This window comes from Microbulbifer rhizosphaerae (genome assembly GCF_014191725.1).
Classification (GTDB): Bacteria; Pseudomonadota; Gammaproteobacteria; order Pseudomonadales; family Cellvibrionaceae; genus Microbulbifer; species Microbulbifer rhizosphaerae.
Genome location: NZ_JACHWZ010000010.1, coordinates 191,778 through 210,332 on the forward strand (window position 1 = coordinate 191,778; position 18,555 = coordinate 210,332).

General features: G+C 61.3%; 18 protein-coding genes and 1 riboswitch. Of the genes, 11 read left to right on the plus strand and 7 right to left on the minus strand.

The features are described 5' to 3' along the window. Positions 1 to 65: 65 nt before the first annotated feature. From FHS09_RS12235 to rpmE, 4 genes are all read right to left on the minus strand, one after another. The gene (locus tag FHS09_RS12235) at positions 66 to 500 is read right to left on the minus strand and encodes a hypothetical protein (RefSeq protein ID WP_183460282.1); all 435 of its coding nucleotides are present in this window, start codon (positions 498 to 500) and stop codon (positions 66 to 68) included. A gap of 177 nt (positions 501 to 677) precedes the next feature. Then, positions 678 to 1,931: a malic enzyme-like NAD(P)-binding protein gene (locus FHS09_RS12240; RefSeq protein ID WP_183460284.1), complete on the minus strand. Its 1,254-nt coding sequence runs from the start codon at positions 1,929 to 1,931 to the stop codon at positions 678 to 680. A 119-nt stretch (positions 1,932 to 2,050) separates the two neighbouring features. After that, positions 2,051 to 2,869 carry a thermonuclease family protein gene (locus FHS09_RS12245; RefSeq protein ID WP_183460286.1) on the minus strand — a complete coding sequence of 273 codons (819 nt, stop codon included), beginning with the start codon at positions 2,867 to 2,869 and terminating at the stop codon, positions 2,051 to 2,053. Between the two features lie 11 nt (positions 2,870 to 2,880). Beyond that, positions 2,881 to 3,093, minus strand: coding sequence for a 50S ribosomal protein L31 (rpmE, locus tag FHS09_RS12250; RefSeq protein WP_183460288.1), 213 nt, complete (start codon positions 3,091 to 3,093; stop codon positions 2,881 to 2,883). 228 nt (positions 3,094 to 3,321) lie between these two features. On the opposite strand from rpmE, the gene FHS09_RS12255 reads away from it, so the two are divergent. Both FHS09_RS12255 and FHS09_RS12260 read left to right on the plus strand, forming a co-directional pair. After that, entirely contained in the window at positions 3,322 to 5,547 is a 2,226-nt protein-coding gene (locus tag FHS09_RS12255) for a primosomal protein N' (RefSeq protein WP_221191969.1), read from the plus strand. Between the two features lie 96 nt (positions 5,548 to 5,643). After that, a complete protein-coding gene (locus tag FHS09_RS12260; protein WP_183460290.1) occupies positions 5,644 to 6,222 on the plus strand; it encodes an SPOR domain-containing protein in 579 nt (192 codons plus the stop codon). On the opposite strand, the gene FHS09_RS12265 is transcribed toward FHS09_RS12260, so the two are convergent. Then, complete coding sequence (locus FHS09_RS12265) at positions 6,203 to 6,442, minus strand: DUF2798 domain-containing protein (protein ID WP_221191970.1); 240 nt, start codon at positions 6,440 to 6,442, stop codon at positions 6,203 to 6,205. The two genes, FHS09_RS12260 and FHS09_RS12265, sit on opposite strands and share 20 nt — an antisense overlap. Positions 6,443 to 6,651: 209 nt before the next feature. On the opposite strand from FHS09_RS12265, the gene hslV reads away from it, so the two are divergent. The 9 genes from hslV (at position 6,652) to FHS09_RS12310 (ending at position 16,837) form a co-directional block, all read left to right on the plus strand. After that, entirely contained in the window at positions 6,652 to 7,191 is a 540-nt protein-coding gene (hslV, locus tag FHS09_RS12270; RefSeq protein ID WP_183460294.1) for an ATP-dependent protease subunit HslV, read from the plus strand. Positions 7,192 to 7,333: 142 nt separating this feature from the next. Then, positions 7,334 to 8,650, plus strand: a complete 1,317-nt coding sequence (gene hslU / locus FHS09_RS12275; protein ID WP_183460296.1) for an ATP-dependent protease ATPase subunit HslU — start codon at positions 7,334 to 7,336, stop codon at positions 8,648 to 8,650. Between the two features lie 85 nt (positions 8,651 to 8,735). Then, entirely contained in the window at positions 8,736 to 9,113 is a 378-nt protein-coding gene (locus tag FHS09_RS12280) for a gamma-butyrobetaine hydroxylase family protein (RefSeq protein ID WP_183460298.1), read from the plus strand. A 75-nt stretch (positions 9,114 to 9,188) separates the two neighbouring features. Then, the gene (locus FHS09_RS12285; protein ID WP_183460300.1) at positions 9,189 to 10,721 is read left to right on the plus strand and encodes an alkaline phosphatase; all 1,533 of its coding nucleotides are present in this window, start codon (positions 9,189 to 9,191) and stop codon (positions 10,719 to 10,721) included. A gap of 16 nt (positions 10,722 to 10,737) precedes the next feature. Further along, complete coding sequence (locus FHS09_RS12290; RefSeq protein ID WP_183460302.1) at positions 10,738 to 12,354, plus strand: alkaline phosphatase; 1,617 nt, start codon at positions 10,738 to 10,740, stop codon at positions 12,352 to 12,354. Positions 12,355 to 12,524: 170 nt separating this feature from the next. After that, positions 12,525 to 12,641, plus strand: a riboswitch (TPP riboswitch). Between the two features lie 57 nt (positions 12,642 to 12,698). Next, positions 12,699 to 14,843 (plus strand): TonB-dependent receptor, encoded by a 2,145-nt coding sequence (locus FHS09_RS12295; protein ID WP_183460304.1) that lies wholly within the window; start codon positions 12,699 to 12,701, stop codon positions 14,841 to 14,843. Between the two features lie 165 nt (positions 14,844 to 15,008). Beyond that, positions 15,009 to 15,272, plus strand: a complete 264-nt coding sequence (locus tag FHS09_RS12300; RefSeq protein ID WP_183460306.1) for a YkoF family thiamine/hydroxymethylpyrimidine-binding protein — start codon at positions 15,009 to 15,011, stop codon at positions 15,270 to 15,272. Continuing rightward, positions 15,265 to 15,927, plus strand: coding sequence for a nicotinamide riboside transporter PnuC (gene pnuC, locus FHS09_RS12305; protein ID WP_183460308.1), 663 nt, complete (start codon positions 15,265 to 15,267; stop codon positions 15,925 to 15,927). Before FHS09_RS12300 ends, pnuC begins: the two co-directional genes overlap by 8 nt. A gap of 10 nt (positions 15,928 to 15,937) precedes the next feature. Beyond that, positions 15,938 to 16,837, plus strand: a complete 900-nt coding sequence (locus tag FHS09_RS12310) for a choline kinase family protein (protein ID WP_221191971.1) — start codon at positions 15,938 to 15,940, stop codon at positions 16,835 to 16,837. Here FHS09_RS12310 and FHS09_RS12315 read toward each other — a convergent pair. Both FHS09_RS12315 and FHS09_RS12320 read right to left on the minus strand, forming a co-directional pair. Then, positions 16,815 to 17,375 carry a hypothetical protein gene (locus FHS09_RS12315; RefSeq protein WP_183460312.1) on the minus strand — a complete coding sequence of 187 codons (561 nt, stop codon included), beginning with the start codon at positions 17,373 to 17,375 and terminating at the stop codon, positions 16,815 to 16,817. The two genes, FHS09_RS12310 and FHS09_RS12315, sit on opposite strands and share 23 nt — an antisense overlap. Positions 17,376 to 17,402: 27 nt before the next feature. After that, positions 17,403 to 18,293: a M15 family metallopeptidase gene (locus tag FHS09_RS12320; RefSeq protein ID WP_183460314.1), complete on the minus strand. Its 891-nt coding sequence runs from the start codon at positions 18,291 to 18,293 to the stop codon at positions 17,403 to 17,405. Between the last annotated feature and the right edge of the window lie 262 nt (positions 18,294 to 18,555).

An 18,555-nucleotide genomic window follows, 5' to 3' on the forward strand; every position in this document is an offset into this window, starting at 1 on the left:
GTGCCGCTTCAACCCGTGCCGGGTTGAGAGAGCTGCCGCGAATTTGGAGCGATATGGGGGCGACTTCAGCCCGCTTCAAGCGCCGCGGACCGCGACTCGCCCTCGCCCGGCTCTACCTCGGGCGGTTCCTCGGGGGAGATTTCCGGCGGTTCCTCGGGGGGGACTTCCGGCGGTTCCTCGGGAGTGATCTCCGGCGGCTCCTCAGGCTCCACTTCGGGGGCCTCTTCCGGCGGCACTTCCGGCGGCGTCTCCGTCGGGATTTCCCTCGGGTCCCCCAGGGCCTCCGCGGGCACCTGCGGCTGGCCCTTGCTGTTCAGCTCGCACTGCAGCAGTTCGATGCGCAGGCTGACATCGCGGGTGTTGGCTTCGAACATCTGGTTGATGGCGACATCCTTGTGTTCGCTGCGGAACAGGCGGCTGGCCTCGCGGCCGTCGATCCATTCGTTGCTTTTGCTAAGGAACTGCTGGTGCTGGTTGGTCAGCACGTAGACGTGACTCATGCGGCGGAACAACTTTGATGCTGTGACAAGAAAGCAGTGTACATTCAGAAGGCAGAGGACAGAAGACTGAGGACAGATGGGAATGACTAAGTTAAGCGAAAATCCCCCCTGTAGGAGCGGGCATAGCCCGCTCCTACAGCGTAACTCCCGTTGGCAGGGTCAGAGTCCCTGATCCTTCTAAAGAGGCGCGAGCGGATAATGCTCCGGGTAGGGCAAACGCGCCGCGCCGCTGTCCACCGCCGCGCGGGCCACCGCTGCGGCCACTTCCGGCAGCAGCCGGGGATCGATGGGTTTGGGCAGGATATAGTCCGGACCCAGGCTCAGTTCCACGCCGCCATAGCCCTCGCGCACCGCGTCCGGTACCGGCAGGTGGGCGATCTTGCGGATGGCCTCGATGGCGGCCAGCTTCATCTCCTCGTTGATGCGCACCGCGCGCACGTCCAGGGCGCCGCGGAAAATGAACGGGAAGCAGAGCACGTTGTTCACCTGGTTCGGGTAGTCCGAGCGGCCGGTGGCCATAATCAGGTCGTCGCGCACGCTGTGTGCCAGCTCCGGGGAAATTTCCGGAGTGGGGTTGGAGCAGGCGAAGACCACCGGGCGCGGAGCCATCCTGGACAGCTGCTCGGCGGACAGCAGGTCCGGGCCGGACACGCCCAGGAAGACATCGGCGCCCTCGATGGCGTCGTCCAGGGTACGCATTTCCGTGTCGCGGGCCCACTCGCCCTTGTAGGCGTTGATATCGGTGCGCCCGGAGTGAATCACGCCGCGGCTGTCGAGCATGGTGATCTGCTCTTTCTTTGCGCCGGCGGCTAGCATGAGTTTGCAGCAGGCGGTGGCGGCGGCGCCGGCCCCCAGGCACACCATGCGCACGTCTTCGATTTTCTTGCCCTGGATTTCCAGCGCGTTGAGCATGCCGGCCACGGTGACGATGGCGGTGCCGTGCTGGTCGTCGTGGAATACCGGCACCGAGCAGCGCTCGATCAGCGCCTCCTCGATATGGAAGCACTCCGGGGCCTTGATGTCCTCCAGGTTGATGCCGCCGAAGGTGTTGGCGATATCGGACACCGTCTGGATGAAGCGCTCCGGACTGGGGCTGTCCACTTCGATGTCCACCGAGTTGATGCCGGCGAAGCGCTTGAACAGCAGCGACTTGCCCTCCATCACCGGTTTGGAGGCCAGCGGGCCCAGGTTGCCCAGGCCGAGAATGGCGCTGCCGTTGGAGATCACCGCCACCAGGTTGCCCTTGCCGGTGTACAGGTAGGCTGCCTCGGGGTCCTTGGCGATCTCGCGTACCGGCTCCGCGACGCCCGGGCTATAGGCCAGGGACAGGTCTTCCTGGGTCTGGGCGGGGGTGGTCAGTTCTACCGATAGCTTGCCCGGGGTTGGCAGCGCGTGGTAGTCGAGCGCGGCCTGGCGCAATGAGTCCGTCATCTGGAAACAATCTCGTGAATTCTGGAGCCGGAATTTTAGCCCGGTCCGGCTACTGCGGGGGGCGCAGAGAATAACCGACAGGGGTTGCCCGCCACAAGAGCGCGCGTGAGGGGGAGCCGTTAATTCTTACTAATTTTCAGGGTGTACGGGGAGTCAACCGCAATAAACCAGCGTTTATTTTGCGGAAACTGGGATGTGTATTTCGATCCCCGATCAACCAGCCAGCCTTTCACTTCGATTTGTGCCCCTTGCCAATCGCGCCGGTCCAGCTGGCCAAAATCCCCCTGTGGGTCCAGGCGCAGGGCCACCGGGCCGTCCAGTTCCAGCCATATATAGCGATTGTGCTCGGCCTTGCGCACCCGGCCCCGCAGCACTACGAAGCCACCGTCGCCGGGGCGGACATCCGCGGCCTGTTTCACCGGCCACACGCCGGATTCCCACAGGCCGCGCCGGTCGCTGCGCGCCCATGCCTCGCGTTCGGACAGGCACTCCGCCAGAGAGAGGTTGGGGGCCATGGCCACGTGGAAGGCCAGGCCGGCGGCCAGCAGTGCCGATTCCAGGTTGTCGCCGCGGTGGTTGTACACGTGGGCGAGGAGGCGCCCGTAGGAGTCCCGTCGCTCGCGGTCGTACACCAGCTCCAGGCCGCCGTCGGCGAGAAAACGCTCGGTGAACTGTTTGGCCTCCCGCGCCAGCGGTTCCGCCGGGCGGCCTTCGCGGGCCAGTTCCGGCGCGTTGACGCCGATCAGGCGCACGCGGCGGCCGTCCTCCAGCAGCAGGGTGTCGCCGTCCTGTACCCGTTTCAGGGCCGCCAGCTCGTCCGCCTCCCCGAGCACGCAGTCCGCGGCTGCGGCGGCGGCCAGCAGCAGGGCACAAAAAAAGGCACCGAGGGAAACCCAGGGTGCCTTTCTTTTGGCTGCGGGCGCTTTGCCTGCGGCCATCGCGCAGCGCTTTACTTGCCGATGCGGCTGCCGAAGCGCTTCTTGAAGCGGTCCACGCGGCCACCGGTGCTGGCTTCGCGCTGCTTGCCGGTATAGAAGGGGTGACACTGGGAGCAGACGTCCAGTTGGATGTCTTTGCCCAGGGTCGAGCGGGTCTTGATCACGTTGCCGCAGGAGCAGGTGGCGGTGACGTCGCTGTAATTCGGATGGATATCGGTCTTCATGGTCTGCCTCAATTCGAAACCGCCACCTGATCTGTTGCCGGGCACGGAGTCGTCGTTGGTTTAGGGGCTGGGTAAAAAGTGGGCGCATACTAATCAGATTAGCGCGGCGGTTCAAGCACAATTGCCCGCCGGGAGCGCCGAGCCCCAGCTCGGCCTGCGCTCCGCAGGCCCGCCATCGCAACTGCGCTATCATGCGCCTTTCGATCGGGCAGTAACGGGAGGCGCAAATTGGCAACCGACGGCGGAGGAAAACCGGCAATTCTACGCCTGGCGGTGCCGGTACCCCTGCGGCGCCTGTTCGACTACCTGCCCCCGCAGGGTAGCGACTCCGCGCAACTGTTACCGGGCCAGCGCTTCTGGGTACCCTTCGGCGGGCGCAAACTGGTGGCGGTGTTGGAGGATATCGTCAGTGAGTCCCCGCTCGCCGAGCTGAAGCCGGCCCTGGAACAGATAGATGTCACCCCCCTGTTCGACCGCCAAAGCCGCGCCTTCCTGCACTGGGCCGCCGACTACTACCAAGCTCCCGTCGGCGAACTCTACGCCGCCGCCCTGCCCGCCGCGCTGCGCAAAGGCAAGCTCGCGGATCACTGGGCTGAACAGTGGCTGGAACTCACCACCGAGGGCAAGGGCCTGCCGGAGAGCGCCCTGGCGCGGGCGCCGAAACAGCAGGCGCTGCTGCAACTGCTGTTGCGGGACGGCAGGCAGAGCCGCCCCCATCTCAAAACCCTGGGTCATTCCGCCACCGCAATCCGGGCGCTGCTGGATCGCAGCCTGGCACAGTGGACCGCCGGCCCCACCGCCCCGCCGCCGCTCTCCACCGACAAAGGCGCCGCCGGAGCGGCCCCGCCGCGGCTCAACGAAGAGCAGCGGCAGGTGCTGGACGCCATTCCGGCGGATCGCTTTACCGTCTCACTGCTCGAGGGCACCACCGGCAGCGGCAAGACCGAAGTTTACCTGCGGCTGATGGAGCGGGTACTCGCTGACGGCAGGCAGGCCCTGTTACTGGTGCCGGAGATCGGCCTGACACCGCAGACCCTGCGCCGCATCGCCGCGCGCTTTCCCGGCCGCAGCATCGCCGCCCTGCACTCCGGCCTGGCCGAGGGCGAGCGGGCCCGGGCCTGGCTGTCCGCCGCCGCGGACCAGGCGGATATCGTGATCGGCACCCGCTCGGCGATATTCACCCCGCTGCACAAGCTGGGCACGGTGATCGTGGACGAGGAGCACGACGGCTCCTTCAAGCAGCAGGATGGCGTGCGCTACTCCGCCCGCGACCTGGCGGTGGTGCTCGGGCGCAACGCCGGGGTGCCGGTGCTGCTGGGTTCCGCCACCCCCTCCCTGGAGAGTCTGCACAACGCCCTGAACGGGCGCTATCAGCACCTGCGCCTGCGCCACCGCGCCGGCGACGCGCGGCCGCCGCAGATCCATATAGTCCCCACTCTCGGTCAGCAGCTGGAGGAAGGTTTTGCCCCCCAAGTATTGCGCCATGTCGGCGAGACCCTGGCCCGCGGCGAGCAGGCGCTGGTGTTTATCAACCGCCGCGGCTTCGCCCCGACCCTGGCCTGTGACGACTGCGGCTGGCTGGCGGACTGCCCCCACTGTTCCAGCAAGCTGACCCTGCACCGCCGCCAGCGCCAGTTGCGCTGTCACCACTGCGACTACCGCCGGCCACTGGTGGACAGTTGCCCCCAATGCCACAGCCGTTCGCTCAGCGCCCTGGGAGCCGGCACCGAGCGCAGCGAGGCGCTGCTGACCCACCGCTTCGCCAGCTACCCGGTGATCCGCGTGGACCGCGACACCACCGCCAGCAAACAAGCCCTGGACAAGCTGCTGGCCCCGGCGCGCGCCGGCGAACCCTGCCTACTGTTGGGCACCCAGATGCTGGCCAAGGGCCACCACCTGCCCCGGGTCACCCTGGTGGTGATCCAGGACGCCGACGGCGGCCTGTTCAGCGCCGACTTCCGCGCCCCGGAGCGCACCGGCCAGTTACTGGAACAGGTGGCCGGCCGCGCCGGCCGCGGCGAACTGGCGGGCCGGGTACTGGTGCAGAGCCGCTACCCGGAGCACCCGCTGCTGCAGCTTCTGTTGGAGAAAGGCTACGGTGCCTTCGCCCGTCAGCTACTGCGCGACAGGGCCGTGGCCCAGCTGCCTCCACTGCGCGCCATGGCGCTGGTGCGCGCCGAGTGCGAGGAGGCGAAGTGGGCGGAGGAATTTCTCGGCGAGGCCCGCCGGCAGCTGGAGGCCCTGGCGCCGCCGTCCCCCCAATTGCAGTACCTGGGGCCGGTACCCGCACTTTTAGAGCGCAAGTCCGGGCGCTTCCGCTTCTATGTGCAGATCACCGCGGAAAAGCGCGGCGCATTGCAAGCGCTGCTCGCGCGCCTGTGCCAGTGGGCCGAGGGCAACCGCAACCGGCGGTTGCGCTGGGCGGTGGATATGGATGCGCAGGAGTTATCCTGATTGTCGGCGCCTCCATCGGACACAAAGCTGTTTTGACGCTACCGGATCGCGGCGCTACAGTGCCCTTCCCTCCCTTATTGATTGAGAAAAATTCCCATGAGCCGTCGCAACACCAGCCGCCGCAATAGTCCCGCGAGCAAACCCGCATGGGTCTGGTTTGTGCTGGGCAATTTTGTCGGCGGTTTCGTGGTATTTATGATTTTTCTCACCGGGCTCAAGCAGGATTCCGGCGGCGACAAGCGCCCGGCACCCCCCGCCCAGAAAGCTGAAGAGCAGTCAAAGCCGCGCTTCGATTTCTATACCCTGCTGCAGGAAAACGAAGTGGAGGTGCCCGAACCCAAGGTGGCCAAGCCCTCCCGCCGCGTCACCGGCCCGCCGGACGGCGGCGCGCGTAGCGAGCCCCCCCGTGAGGAAACACCCGAGAGAGACGATCCGCAACTGGTGTACATCCTGCAGGCGGCCTCCTTCCGCGACGCCGCGGAGGCGGAAAAACTGCGTGCGCAGCTCACCCTGGCCAACCTCGAAGTAAAGGTGGAGACCGCCACCGACAGCCGCGGCACCTGGCACCGGGTACTTATCGGCCCCTACCGCAGCCGCTCCAAGGTGGCCGCGGCGCGGGAGACACTCGCCGACCACAAACTGATGCCACTGGTGCTCAAGCGTCCGGCGCGCTGACGAACTTGCGCGTCAGCCGGTGAGACAGCGGCGCGATCACCGACACCAGCGGAAACGCCACCGCCCAAGCCACCACCCACGCACTTGCCCAGCGCCACATAAAACCGCCGTCGAAACCGGTGTTGATAAAGGTGATCACCGCGGACATCAGCAGCGACATCAGGCCGGACATGATCAGCGCGAATACCAGGGTGTACAAACGTGAGGGAAGGGCTGGCACGGCGGGTCCTCTGAGATACATCGGGCGCGCATTATAGGCTTTCGGCCCTTTCTTGTTGAAATTCCCCCTCCGCGACCACACTTACCCTAGACCTGAACAGATTCCTCCTTGTAGGAGCGGCCGTTGGCCGCGATTGATCCGAGCTACGAAGCCAATCCGATCGCGGCCAACGGCCGCTCCTACAGGCACCGACAAGTAAGAGGCCTCCCTTGGAACAGTATCGCGGTACCACCATTCTCTCCTGCCGGCGCGGCGGCAAAGTCGTTATCGGCGGCGACGGCCAGGTCTCAATGGGCAACACCATCATGAAGGGCAATGCGCGCAAGGTGCGCCGCCTGTACAAAGACAAGGTGATCGCCGGATTCGCCGGCGGCACCGCCGATGCCTTCACCCTGTTCGAGCGCTTCGAGGCCAAGCTGGAAGCCCACGGCGGACAGCTCACCCGCGCCGCGGTGGAGCTGGCCAAGGACTGGCGCACCGACCGCGCCCTGCGTCGGTTGGAGGCGCTGCTGGCGGTAGCGGACGAAAGCGCCAGCCTGATCGTCACCGGCAACGGCGACGTGATCCAGCCGGAGGACGACCTGATCGCCATCGGCTCCGGCGGCCCCTTCGCCCAATCGGCCGCCCGCGCGCTACTGGACAACACCGAACTGGACGCGCGCACCATCGTCGAGCAGGGCCTGAAGATTGCCGGCGATATCTGCGTCTACACCAACCAGAATCACACCATTGAAGAACTGAGTTACTGAAAGGTTTCATAGGAGCAGCCCCTGGGAACGCCGAGCTCCAGCTCGGCATGCGGGCCGAAGGCCCGCCCTCGCGGCCAACGGCCGCTCCCGGCCGGACCGCTCCTACAGAGGATGCTTTTTCGATTTGCACACGAGAATTTCTATGTCCGAGATGACCCCCCGCGAAATAGTCCACGAACTCGATCGCCATATCGTCGGCCAGCAGGACGCCAAGCGCGCCGTGGCCATCGCCCTGCGCAACCGCTGGCGGCGCATGCAGGTAAACGAGGAGCTGCGCGCGGAAATTACCCCGAAAAATATCCTGATGATCGGCCCCACAGGCGTGGGCAAAACCGAGATCGCCCGCCGTCTGGCAAAGCTCGCCAACGCGCCCTTTATCAAGGTGGAGGCCACCAAGTTCACCGAGGTGGGCTACGTGGGCCGCGATGTGGAATCCATCGTGCGCGACCTGGTGGAGATGGCGGTCAAACTGGAGCGCGAACAGGCCATGGCCGGGGTGGAGCAGCGCGCGATGGATGCCGCCGAGGAGCGGGTGCTCGATGCCCTGCTGCCACCGGCGCGCTCCACCGAACCGGGCGACCGCGACTCCAACACCCGCCAACTGTTCCGTAAAAAACTGCGCGAGGGCGAGCTGGACGAAAAGGAAATTGAAATAGAGATCTCGGTGGCCCCTGTGGGTGTGGAAATCATGGCGCCCCCCGGCATGGAGGAAATGACCAACCAGCTGCAGGGCATGTTCTCCAATATGTCCCAGGGCCGTACGCGCAAGCGCAAGCTCACCGTCAAGCAGGCGCTCAAGCAGCTCACCGACGAGGAGGCGGCCAAGCTGGTCAACGACGAAGAGGTGAAGAGCCGCGCGATCGAGGCCGCGGAACAGAACGGCATCGTGTTTCTCGACGAGATCGACAAGGTGGCCAAGCGCCAGGAAACGGGCGGCGCTGACGTATCCCGAGAGGGCGTGCAGCGCGACCTGCTGCCGCTGATCGAGGGCAGCACCGTGAGCACCAAGTACGGCATGATCAAGACCGACCATATTCTGTTTATCGCCTCCGGCGCCTTCCACCTGTCCAAGCCCTCGGACCTGATCCCGGAGCTGCAGGGCCGGTTGCCGATCCGCGTGGAACTGAGCTCGCTCACTTCCGGGGATTTCCAGCGCATCCTCACCGAGCCCTCCGCCTCGCTCACCGAGCAGCAGAAGGCACTGCTGGCCACCGAGGGCTTGCAGCTGGAATTCTCCGAGGACGGCATCCGCCGCATCGCCGAAGTGGCCTACCAGGTCAACGAGAGCACGGAAAACATCGGCGCGCGCCGCCTGCACACGGTACTGGAACGACTGCTGGAGGAAATCTCCTTCGACGCGGGCGACGGCGACAAAACCATCACCATCGACGCCGCCTATGTCGACAGCCACCTGGGCGAACTGAGCCGGGACGAGGACCTGTCCCGCTTTATCCTGTAACTCGAAAAGAAAGCCTCCCCTTTCCCTCTGGGAGAGGGGCCGGGGGAGGAGAGGGCGCCGGAAGCGGCTCCGCAAACAGCTAAATATGAAAGCCCCAAAAAAAATCCGCCTAAACCGCACAGAAAAAAACCTGCAGCTGCTATTCGACGATGCCGAATACACCCTGCCGGCGGAATACCTGCGCGTCCACTCCCCCAGCGCTGAGGTGCGCGGCCACGGCGCGAGCGAGCCATTGCTGGTCAGCGGGAAAATGCATGTAGGTATTGAAAGCGTCGAGACCGCCGGCCGCTACGCGCTGAAAATTGTCTTCGACGACGGCCACGACAGCGGTATCTACACCTGGGAATACCTGCGCGAATTGGGCGAAAACTATGCGGTCAACTGGGACGCCTACCTGCAGCGCCTGCAGCAGGCGGGCAAGGGTCGCGATCCGGACGAGAGCCCGGTCAAGTTTATTAACTAAAGATCCTGTTTAATCCCCCTGTCACACTTCCGGTCTTTAATGCGCGCCAAATAACCGAATACCGGAGGTTTTTCCATGGCGAAGCGCATCGCCCGCGCGCTGGCCGCGTGTTGCCTGTTTCCCACCCTGCCCCTGTCCGCCGCCGAACTGCCGGATTACCAGCGCAACAGCGACTGGTTTACCGACGGTGAAAATCGCCTGGCCGCCAAAGCGGAAGACGAGCGCGGGAATAAAACCGCGAAGAACGTGATCCTGTTCGTCGGCGACGGCATGGGCATTTCCACCCTCACCGCCGCGCGGATTCTCGAGGGTCAGCTGCGCGGCGAGAGCGGCGAGGAAAACAACCTGTCCTTCGAGGAGTTTCCCTACAGCGCACTGGTAAAAACCTACAACACCAACCAGCAGACACCGGACTCCGCCGGCACCATGACCGCGATCATGACCGGGGTGAAAACCCGGGCCGGCGTAATCAATATCGATGGCGACGCCCTGCGCGCGGACTGCGCCTCCAGCAAAGGCAGGGAGCTGAACACCTTCCTGGAACTGATGGAGAGCCGCGGCAGATCCACCGGCGTCGTCTCCACTGCGCGCATTACCCACGCCACACCGGCGGCCACCTACGCGCGCACGCCGGAGCGCAATTGGGAGCACAGAGCCGAGGGCGACTGCAAAGATATCGCCACGCAGTTGGTGGAAATGGAAGCCGGTGACGGGGTGGACGTAATCCTCGGCGGCGGCCGCCGCAACTTTATTCCCACCGGGGCCGACGGCGAGCGGGCGGACGGCCGCGACCTCACCGCCGAGTGGCTGGCCCGTTACGAAGGCGAACAGCAGGCGCAATATTTGGAGACGGGCTCAGCACTGAGCGCAGTGGATATTGCGGGTACCGACAAACTGCTCGGGCTCTTTACCAGTTCCCATATGCGCTACGAAGCGGACCGCAAGGCGAGTGGCGCCGACGAGCCGGGCATCGCGGAAATGACCGATGCCGCCATCGACCTGCTGCAGAAAAACGACGACGGCTACTTCCTGATGGTGGAGTCCGGTCGCATCGACCATGCCCATCACGCGGGCAACGCTTACAATGCGCTGCACGACACCATCGCTTTCGCCGAGGCGGTAAAAACGGCGGTGGAAAAAGTGGACCTGGAGGAAACCCTGATCCTGGTGACCGCGGATCACAGCCATGTGTTAACCATCGCCGGCTATCCCACCCGCGGCAATCCCATCCTCGGTAAGATGGTCACCAACGACGGCACCGGCGCGCCGCAGGCGGAGGTCGCTGCCGCCGGCGATGGCCTGCCCTACACCACGCTGAGCTACGCCAATGGCCCGGGCCACGCCGATCTGGGCAGCGAGACGGATGCGGACGAACGCTATACCACAGCGGTGAATAGCGGCCGCAAGGACCTGAGCGCGGTGGATACGAAAGCCCCGGGCTTCTATCAGGAGGCCCTGGTGCCCCTGGGCTCCGAGAGCCATGCCGGCGAAGATATCAGTTTGCACGCCATCGGCGCAGGCAGCGAGCTGGTGCAGGGTACCCTGGAACAGAACGCGATTTTTCATGTAATGGTCGGCGCAACCGGCATTCCGGTAACGGCGGAATAATTTTGGGGGTAAAACAATGAAGCGATACAACAAACTGGCGACGGCTTTTTCTCTCGCCCTGCTGGCCAGCGCCTGTAGCGACAGCGATTCCGATCGGGGCCGGGAACCCGACCTGCCCGAACCGGACCCGGAAGAACAGGCCCTGAGCCTGCCGCAGTCCCAGCGCGAAAGCAGCTGGTTTACCGCCGGCGAAGCGGCGGTGGATGCGGCGCGCCAGCAGACCGTCAACAACACGCCCGGCGCGGCAAAAAATATCATCCTGTTTGTGGGCGACGGTATGGGCATCTCCACCGTCACCGCCGCGCGTATCCTCGCGGGCCAGCAGCAGGGCCTCGACGGCGAGGAGTACCAGCTCAGCTTTGAGAAAATGCCTTTCGCCGGCCTGGTGAAAACCTACAACACCAACCAGCAGACCCCGGACTCCGCCGGCACCGCCACCGCCCTGATGACCGGCGTAAAGACCAAGGCCGGCGTGATCAACGTCGACGAAACCGTGGCCCGCGGCGATTGCGCGGCGAGCCTCGAGCGGCCCCTGACCACCGCGCTGGAACTGGCGGAGGCCAAGGGCAAGAGCACCGGCATTATCAGCACCGCGCGCATCACCCACGCCACCCCGGCGGCCACCTACGCCAAGTCGCCGGAGCGGGGCTGGGAGTACAAAGCCGAGGGAGGCTGTGTAGATATCGCCGCGCAGCTGGTGGAACTGACCGCCGGCGACGGCGTTGACCTGGTTCTGGGCGGCGGCCGCCGCAGCTTTCTGCCCAACACCGTTACCGACCTGGAGGGCAAAGCCGGCAAGCGCGAGGACGGCCGCAACCTGGTGGACGAGTGGCGGAAACGCTACGGTGACGGAGTCACCAATGCCGCCTATATCGAAAACCAGTCCGGCTTTGACGCGCTGGATATTGCCGGCATCGACAAGCTGCTGGGCCTGTTCAACGCCTCGCACATGCACTACGAGGCGGACCGCGTGAACGACGTGGCCGGCGAGCCGTCACTGAGCGAGATGACCGCCAAGGGCCTGGAACTGCTGCAGAAAAACAACGACGGCTATTTCCTGATGGTGGAGTCCGGCCGCATCGACCACGGCCACCACGCCGGCAGCGCCTACAGTGCGCTCACCGACGCGGTGGAATTTGCCAGGGCGGTGCAGGTGGCAATGGACAACACCAGCGCCGAAGACACGCTGATTATCGTCACCGCCGACCACAGCCACGTGATGACCATCGCCGGCTACCCGACCCGCGGCAACCCCATCCTCGGCAAGGTAGTCACCAACGACGGCAGCGGACAGCCGCAGGAAACTCCGAGCCTCGCCGACGACGGCCTGCCCTACACCACCCTCAGCTACGGCAATGGCGCCGGCTACGCAAACATGGGCGAGGAGACGGATGCGGACGAGCGCTACACCCACAGCAGCGGCATCGATGCCGGCCGCAAGGACCTGACCCACGTGGACACCACCGCACCCGGCTACCACCAGGAGGCGCTGGTGCCGTTGGCATCCGAGTCCCACGCCGGCGAGGACGTGGGCGTCTGGGCCCGCGGCCCCGGCGCGCACCTGGTCAGCGGCACCAATGAACAAAACTACCTGTTCCACGTAATGGCCCGCGCGGGTGGTCTACTCAACTGATTTCCCCACCTTCGGGTAATTTGCCCACCCAGTAGGAGCGGCCGCTGGCCGCGATCGAACTCTCGGAAAACCCCGAAGCCCGATCGCGGCCAGCGGCCGCTCCTACACAAGAAATTCACGAAGTACCTGCCCAATTACTAGCCACGACAACATCTGCTATCATCCCGCCCGCAAAACCTAAGGGGTGGCTTCGGCCTGAGATGCGCGGGGATCTGAACGATTCCAACCGGCAAACCCTTGAACCTGATCCGGTTAATACCGGCGTAGGAATAGGTAAGTCCTCAAAACCCTTCTCACGTCGCCCCCCGGGTCTCTTTCACTCCAGCTTTCCCCGAGAGAGAACCATGAATCACCCATCGAGAAAAAGTCCGCTTGCCTGGTCGATCAGCCTTGCCGGCTGCCTGTCGGCTGGAACGGCCACCGCCGTTGAAGCAAACAGCACCGGCCTGGAAGAGATCATCGTCACCAGCCAGCTCCGCGCCGCCAATCAGCTCGACCTCCCCACCAGCGTCAGCGTACTGGACAAAGCCGCGATCAGAGCCCGCGGCGCCAGCAACCTGGAACAACTGCTCAACCTGGCCCCCAACGTCAACTTTGCCGCCGGCGCATCGCGAGGCCGTTTTATCCAGATTCGCGGCATCGGCGAACGCAGCCAGTTTATCGACCCGGTCAATCCCTCGGTGGGCCTGATTATCGACGGCATCGACTTCACCGGCCTGGGCCTGGCCGCCAGCACCCTGGATATCGATCAAGTGGAAATTTTGCGCGGCCCCCAGGGAACCGTATACGGCGCCAACGCCCTGGCCGGCCTGATCAGCATGACCAGCCAGGCCCCGACCGCCGAGCCCATGGCAAAAGTGTCCGCCGAAGTGGCGGAATACAATGGCCGCACTCTGTCCGCGGTCGGCAGTGGTGCCCTGACGGACAAGCTGACCTATCGGCTCGCCGCCCGCACTCAGCAATCCGATGGTTACATTGAAAATAAATACCTGGGTCGCAGCGACACCAATAATATCGACGAGTCGATTGTGCGCGGGAAATTGCGCTACCAGGCCAGCGAAGACTTGCAGCTGGACTTCACCGCACTCACTATCGACACCGATAACGGCTACGATGCCTTCTCGCTGGAAAACACCCGCGAAACCTTGTCGGACCAGCCCGGCTGGGACCGCCAGAAAACCCTGGCGGGCTCGGTGATCGGCCACTGGACCGGCAGCGAGAATTTCACCCTGGAAACCACCCTGAGCATCGCCAACTCGGATACCGAGTACGGTTACGATGAAGACTGGACCTACGCCGGTTTTCACCCCTGGGGCTACAGCTCCACCGACAACTACCAGCGCGATAAAGACAACCTGAGTGCGGACCTCCGCCTGCTATCCACGGAAGCCTCCAGGCTGTTCAACGGCCGCAGCAGCTGGGTTGCCGGCGTTTATTTCCGCGATGAAAGCGAAAGCCTCGAGCGCAATCAAAGCTTCACCAGCCAGTTCGATACGCAAAACGCTGCGCTCTACGGCCAGCTTCGAACACAGCTCAGTGAGGCTTTCGACCTGGTAACCGGACTCAGGTTTGAAAAGCGCGATGCCGACTACGCCGACTCCCTCGCCGTGGACTCCAATAAAAAGGAAAATCTGTGGGGCGGCAACGTCACTCTGGAATACAGCCACAGCGAAAACACCCTGATCTATGGCACGGTATCCCGCGGCTATAAAGCGGGCGGCGTCAACGGCCGGATCATCTCGGCTTTCGCCAACAACTCGAATATCGGTAGTGACCAGTTCGAATTCGACACCGAGCAGTTGATCAATTATGAACTCGGCATCAAGGGCGCCTGGCTGGAAAACCGCCTGCAGGCGCAACTGGCGGCCTTCTATCAGGACCGCAGCGACGTCCAGGCCAAACAATCCGTGTTCGATCCCAGCGATTTTTCCTTCGATGACTATCTCACCAACGCCGCCGGCGGCAAGACAACCGGCCTGGAAATCGAACTCAACTATCTCGCCAGCGAATCCCTGCGCCTCTTTGCGTCCGCAGGCTGGCTGAATGCGGAATTCGAGGACTTCCTGAGCTCGTCCCACGTGGATGCCAGGGATGATTTCAACGGCATAGCCCTGGCACCGGTGAACCTCGACGGCCGCGATGTGGCCCACGCGCCCAACTACCAGTTCTTCACCGGCACGGAATGGTCAGTGACGCCCAACCTGGTATTGCGACTGGAAGTGGAAGGCAAAGACGACTTCTACTTCTCCAACAGCCACAACGAAAAATCCACCGCCCACGAACTGCTGAACGCCCGCCTGACCTATCACGGCAATAACTGGGAGCTGGCACTCTGGGGCAGAAACCTCACGGACAAGGGCTACTACACTCGAGGCTTCTACTTCAGCAACCAGTTCGGCAACAACCCCGCCAACGGCTATGCCCCGGAAGCCTACTACCAACAAGGCGAACCGCGGGTAGCGGGAATTTCCGGTACTTACACTTTTTAAAAATTTGGGGAGGCTCTTCCGGGGCTGAACAACTCCACGTCGTCATTCCGGCGAAGGCCGGAACCCAGAAACCCCCGGGACATCCCGGCACTCCGGCGTTAGCTAAAGATCCCGGAATGACGATATTCAGAGTCTGCCCAAATAACGCTCCGAGGAGCAAAGCTTATGAAACTCTCCGTAGAAATCAGCATGTACCCCCTGAAAGACGAGTACATCCCCACCATCCAGGACTTCATCGACCGCCTGAACAACCACCCCAACCTTAAGGTGATCACCAACACCATGAGTACCCAGGTATTCGGCGACTACGACCAACTGATGGATGTCCTCAAACAGGAAATGCGCACGGCCTACGAAAAACACGGCCGCGCCATCTTCGTATGCAAATTTATCGACGGCGATCTGGCCCCGGAAGCAAGCGATGTTTGATCGTGATATCGGCACCGCCATAGCCACCTCTCTCGCCGCCATGTCATGGTGGGAAGCCGCCGCCGTCATCCTCGCGCTGGCCTATCTCCTGCTGGCCATGAAGGAAAAGATCAGCTGCTGGTACGCCGCCTTCGCCAGCACCCTGATCTACCTCTTCCTGTTCTGGGACGTCAGCCTGCTGATGGAATCCGCCCTGCAGGTGTTCTACCTGCTGATGGCTGTATACGGCTGGTGGCAATGGCGCCACCACCGCGACAAACAGCGGGATCTGCACATCCACCGCTGGCCGCTGCGCACGCACCTGATTGTTTTTGCGGGTGTTGGCCTGCTGACGCTGGTATTCGGCTACCTGCTGGATACCAACACCGGCGCCGCCCTGCCCTACCTGGATTCCTTCACCACCTGGGGCGCCGTGGTCACCACCTATATGGTGACGCGCAAGGTGCTGGAAAACTGGCTCTACTGGATAGTGGTGGACGGCGTCTCCATCTATCTGTATCTCGACAGAGGACTCTACCTCACCGCCCTGCTGTTCCTACTCTATGTGGTGATTGTTATCGTGGGCTTTTTCCAATGGCAGGCCATCTACAAACGGGAAAAGCAGGCCGATGGATCTTCGCCGTCAAATATCGAACCTGCGATCCTGGCACAGTGATAGTCTCAATATGATCGCCGCTGCGAATGACATTATCCCACCCGACTGGCCGCGCTGGAGTACCGCCAAGCCCTCAGTCATCAAGCCGCTGACCGGCGGCTTGACTAACCAAAGCTTTCTGATAATTGCTGGCAACGCCCAGCTGGTATTGCGCAAGAACTCCGCGATCAGCGAAGCGCTGGATTTAAACCGCAGAGCGGAGGCCGCCGCCCTCCGGCGCGCCGATAAAGCCGGCTTGTGTGCCCCGGTGATTTACTGCGATCCCGGCCATCAATATCTGGTAACCCGTTATATCCAGGGAGAGCCATGGTGCGTGGGCAGAGCGGACGCACTGAAGCAACTCGCACAGCTAGTGCGCAGCATCCACGCACTGCCGGCCATCGATGCACAGCTGGAAATAGACGATAAGGTGGCGAGCTACTGGCGATCGATCGACGACGGAGCGGATTTCTATACCGCATTGCGAGCGCTGGATCCAAAGCTCCAGCGCCATATCGCGATCGCCAAATCACTGAATGACGGTATTTGTCTTTGTCACAACGATTTATTGATGGCAAACCTGATTGCCGTCGATAACGGAACCCTGTATGCGATAGACTGGGAGTACGCCGCGATGGGCGATCCCTTCTACGAGCTGGCAGTTATTGTCGAAGAGTACCGGCTGGACAAGCGGCAGCAGCAACGGTTACTCGCAGAATACCTGAACCGTCCAGCAATGCAGATCGATAGGCAGAGGCTGGATCACTGGGGGGTGATCTACGGGTATCTATCTGTGCTTTGGTATGCGATTCAGTGGTGTAGTGGGGCTATGAGTCAGCCCCACATCAATACTAAAATTCGTGATCGAGCCAGTAATTTATCCGCACAAAGTTCTGCTATTCTCCAGCTTAAAAGGACAAAACTGTTTTAGGGCATTCAGTCGTCGATAAAAATTTATCGTAGATTAATTCACGTGTTTTCTCGTTGGCGTTTTTATTGGATTTTACTTGCACCGTTGCAAGTGGACATATACGGTCTTTTGCAATATAGCTGATCACCAACCGCTCATGCATTTGAAATGGCTCATCATCGGTCCCCCAGCTAACACGAAATACCATAAAACGCGGTTGGTGATTATCGCTATACCATTCAAGCACCGGCCCGGTCTCCAATGGCAAATCACCGCTTAACTCTTCAAACTCGGACATTGCTTCAGCGCTACCCTTCTTGAGGCGCACCGTAAAGATAGTGGGCGACTGAACAGTAATATGCAAATCATGCTCACCCACCTTTCCACAGTCCAAAATGGAAAAAGCTGCGTTGTCGTTTTGCACAGTTTCCTTACATGAATCAATGCGAGTATAAGATGTTTGCAGGGTATCCTTTGGGGTTCTGTTATCGGCTTCACTATTGCAGGCGGCAGAAGTAAAACTTACCAAAACAAGCAAAGTCTTTAGGGGTATTTTCATATTTATTCCAGCAATCTCAAATTACAGTCAAGAAGACGATGGTTTATCAAAGCCTGCGATTGTAAAGTGCATCCCATCCTTTCTTGAATAGTTTCCACCCCAGAAAAAACCAGCATCAGTAAAACATTTCACAAATGCTTGCGACATCGTTGGTGCTTGGCCCAGGCCATTCCCTGTCATATTTATATCAATAGCCAAAGCCCACGAGTGCGCAGACCAAGTCGTGGCTCCTCTTGTCGCCCGAATATTGTGGGAGCCGCCAAACTCTTTTAAGTCTCCCAGCAACCCCTGCTTTTGCAGATTTTTAAGCGCGGTGTCAAGGAAGGGATGCATCGCTTTATGGCACCAGATTCTACTCACGTTTCGTTTCTTGGGGTCATATACATTTACCCAGGCATAATTTTTGTCTTTTGTGATTGACTCCGGGATTTTAAACATTTTCAGATAAGTGCTTTTCTTTGCCCAAACTTTTTCAGCAGAAATAGAACCATAGGCCGTAGCAACCGCTGCACGTGTCATTAATTTCCTGGGATCATCAGTGACAACGGCCGCGGTATTTGTATTTGCAGAAACTTTTTTAGGTGAGGAGACACTTGCCAAGTCAGTAAACGAAAGAGACGGGTGTATTCCAAGACTAAATTCATATACTCGCTGTTTTTGTGGAGATGCGTAATTCTCCAATGCTTTTATTGTTCCGCCGTTAGAATCAATACGCCCATCGGGGTGTGCCAAACCGACAATATGGCTCTGAAACTCTTTAATACAACCAATAGTGCGCGGGCCGCACTTTCCATCTACCTTAAGAAACTGCAAAACATAAATCGCTCGGGATTCGATATACCTGTTAAGCAATTTCTGTATATAAAGCACAACTTCCTTTTGATTCGCACCACCTAGTCCTACGCTACTACTAATCATTTCAATCCCTGCCTGTAGGTATATTCCATACGGTTAAACATATATCAATTGGGAAGCTGCATCTTAAACAATCACTTATCACCTGCACAAGCAATGACTTAGACGCCATCTGGGTTAGCAGCCAACGAGCTAACAGCAATAGTGCTAAAAATCTGAACAAATATTATCCCAATCATTGCATAAATTTTGACACTTCCGCGACTAGGCCGCAGATTTCATGGCATCGAGATAATGCAACAACTCCGATTTGACAGCACTGTTC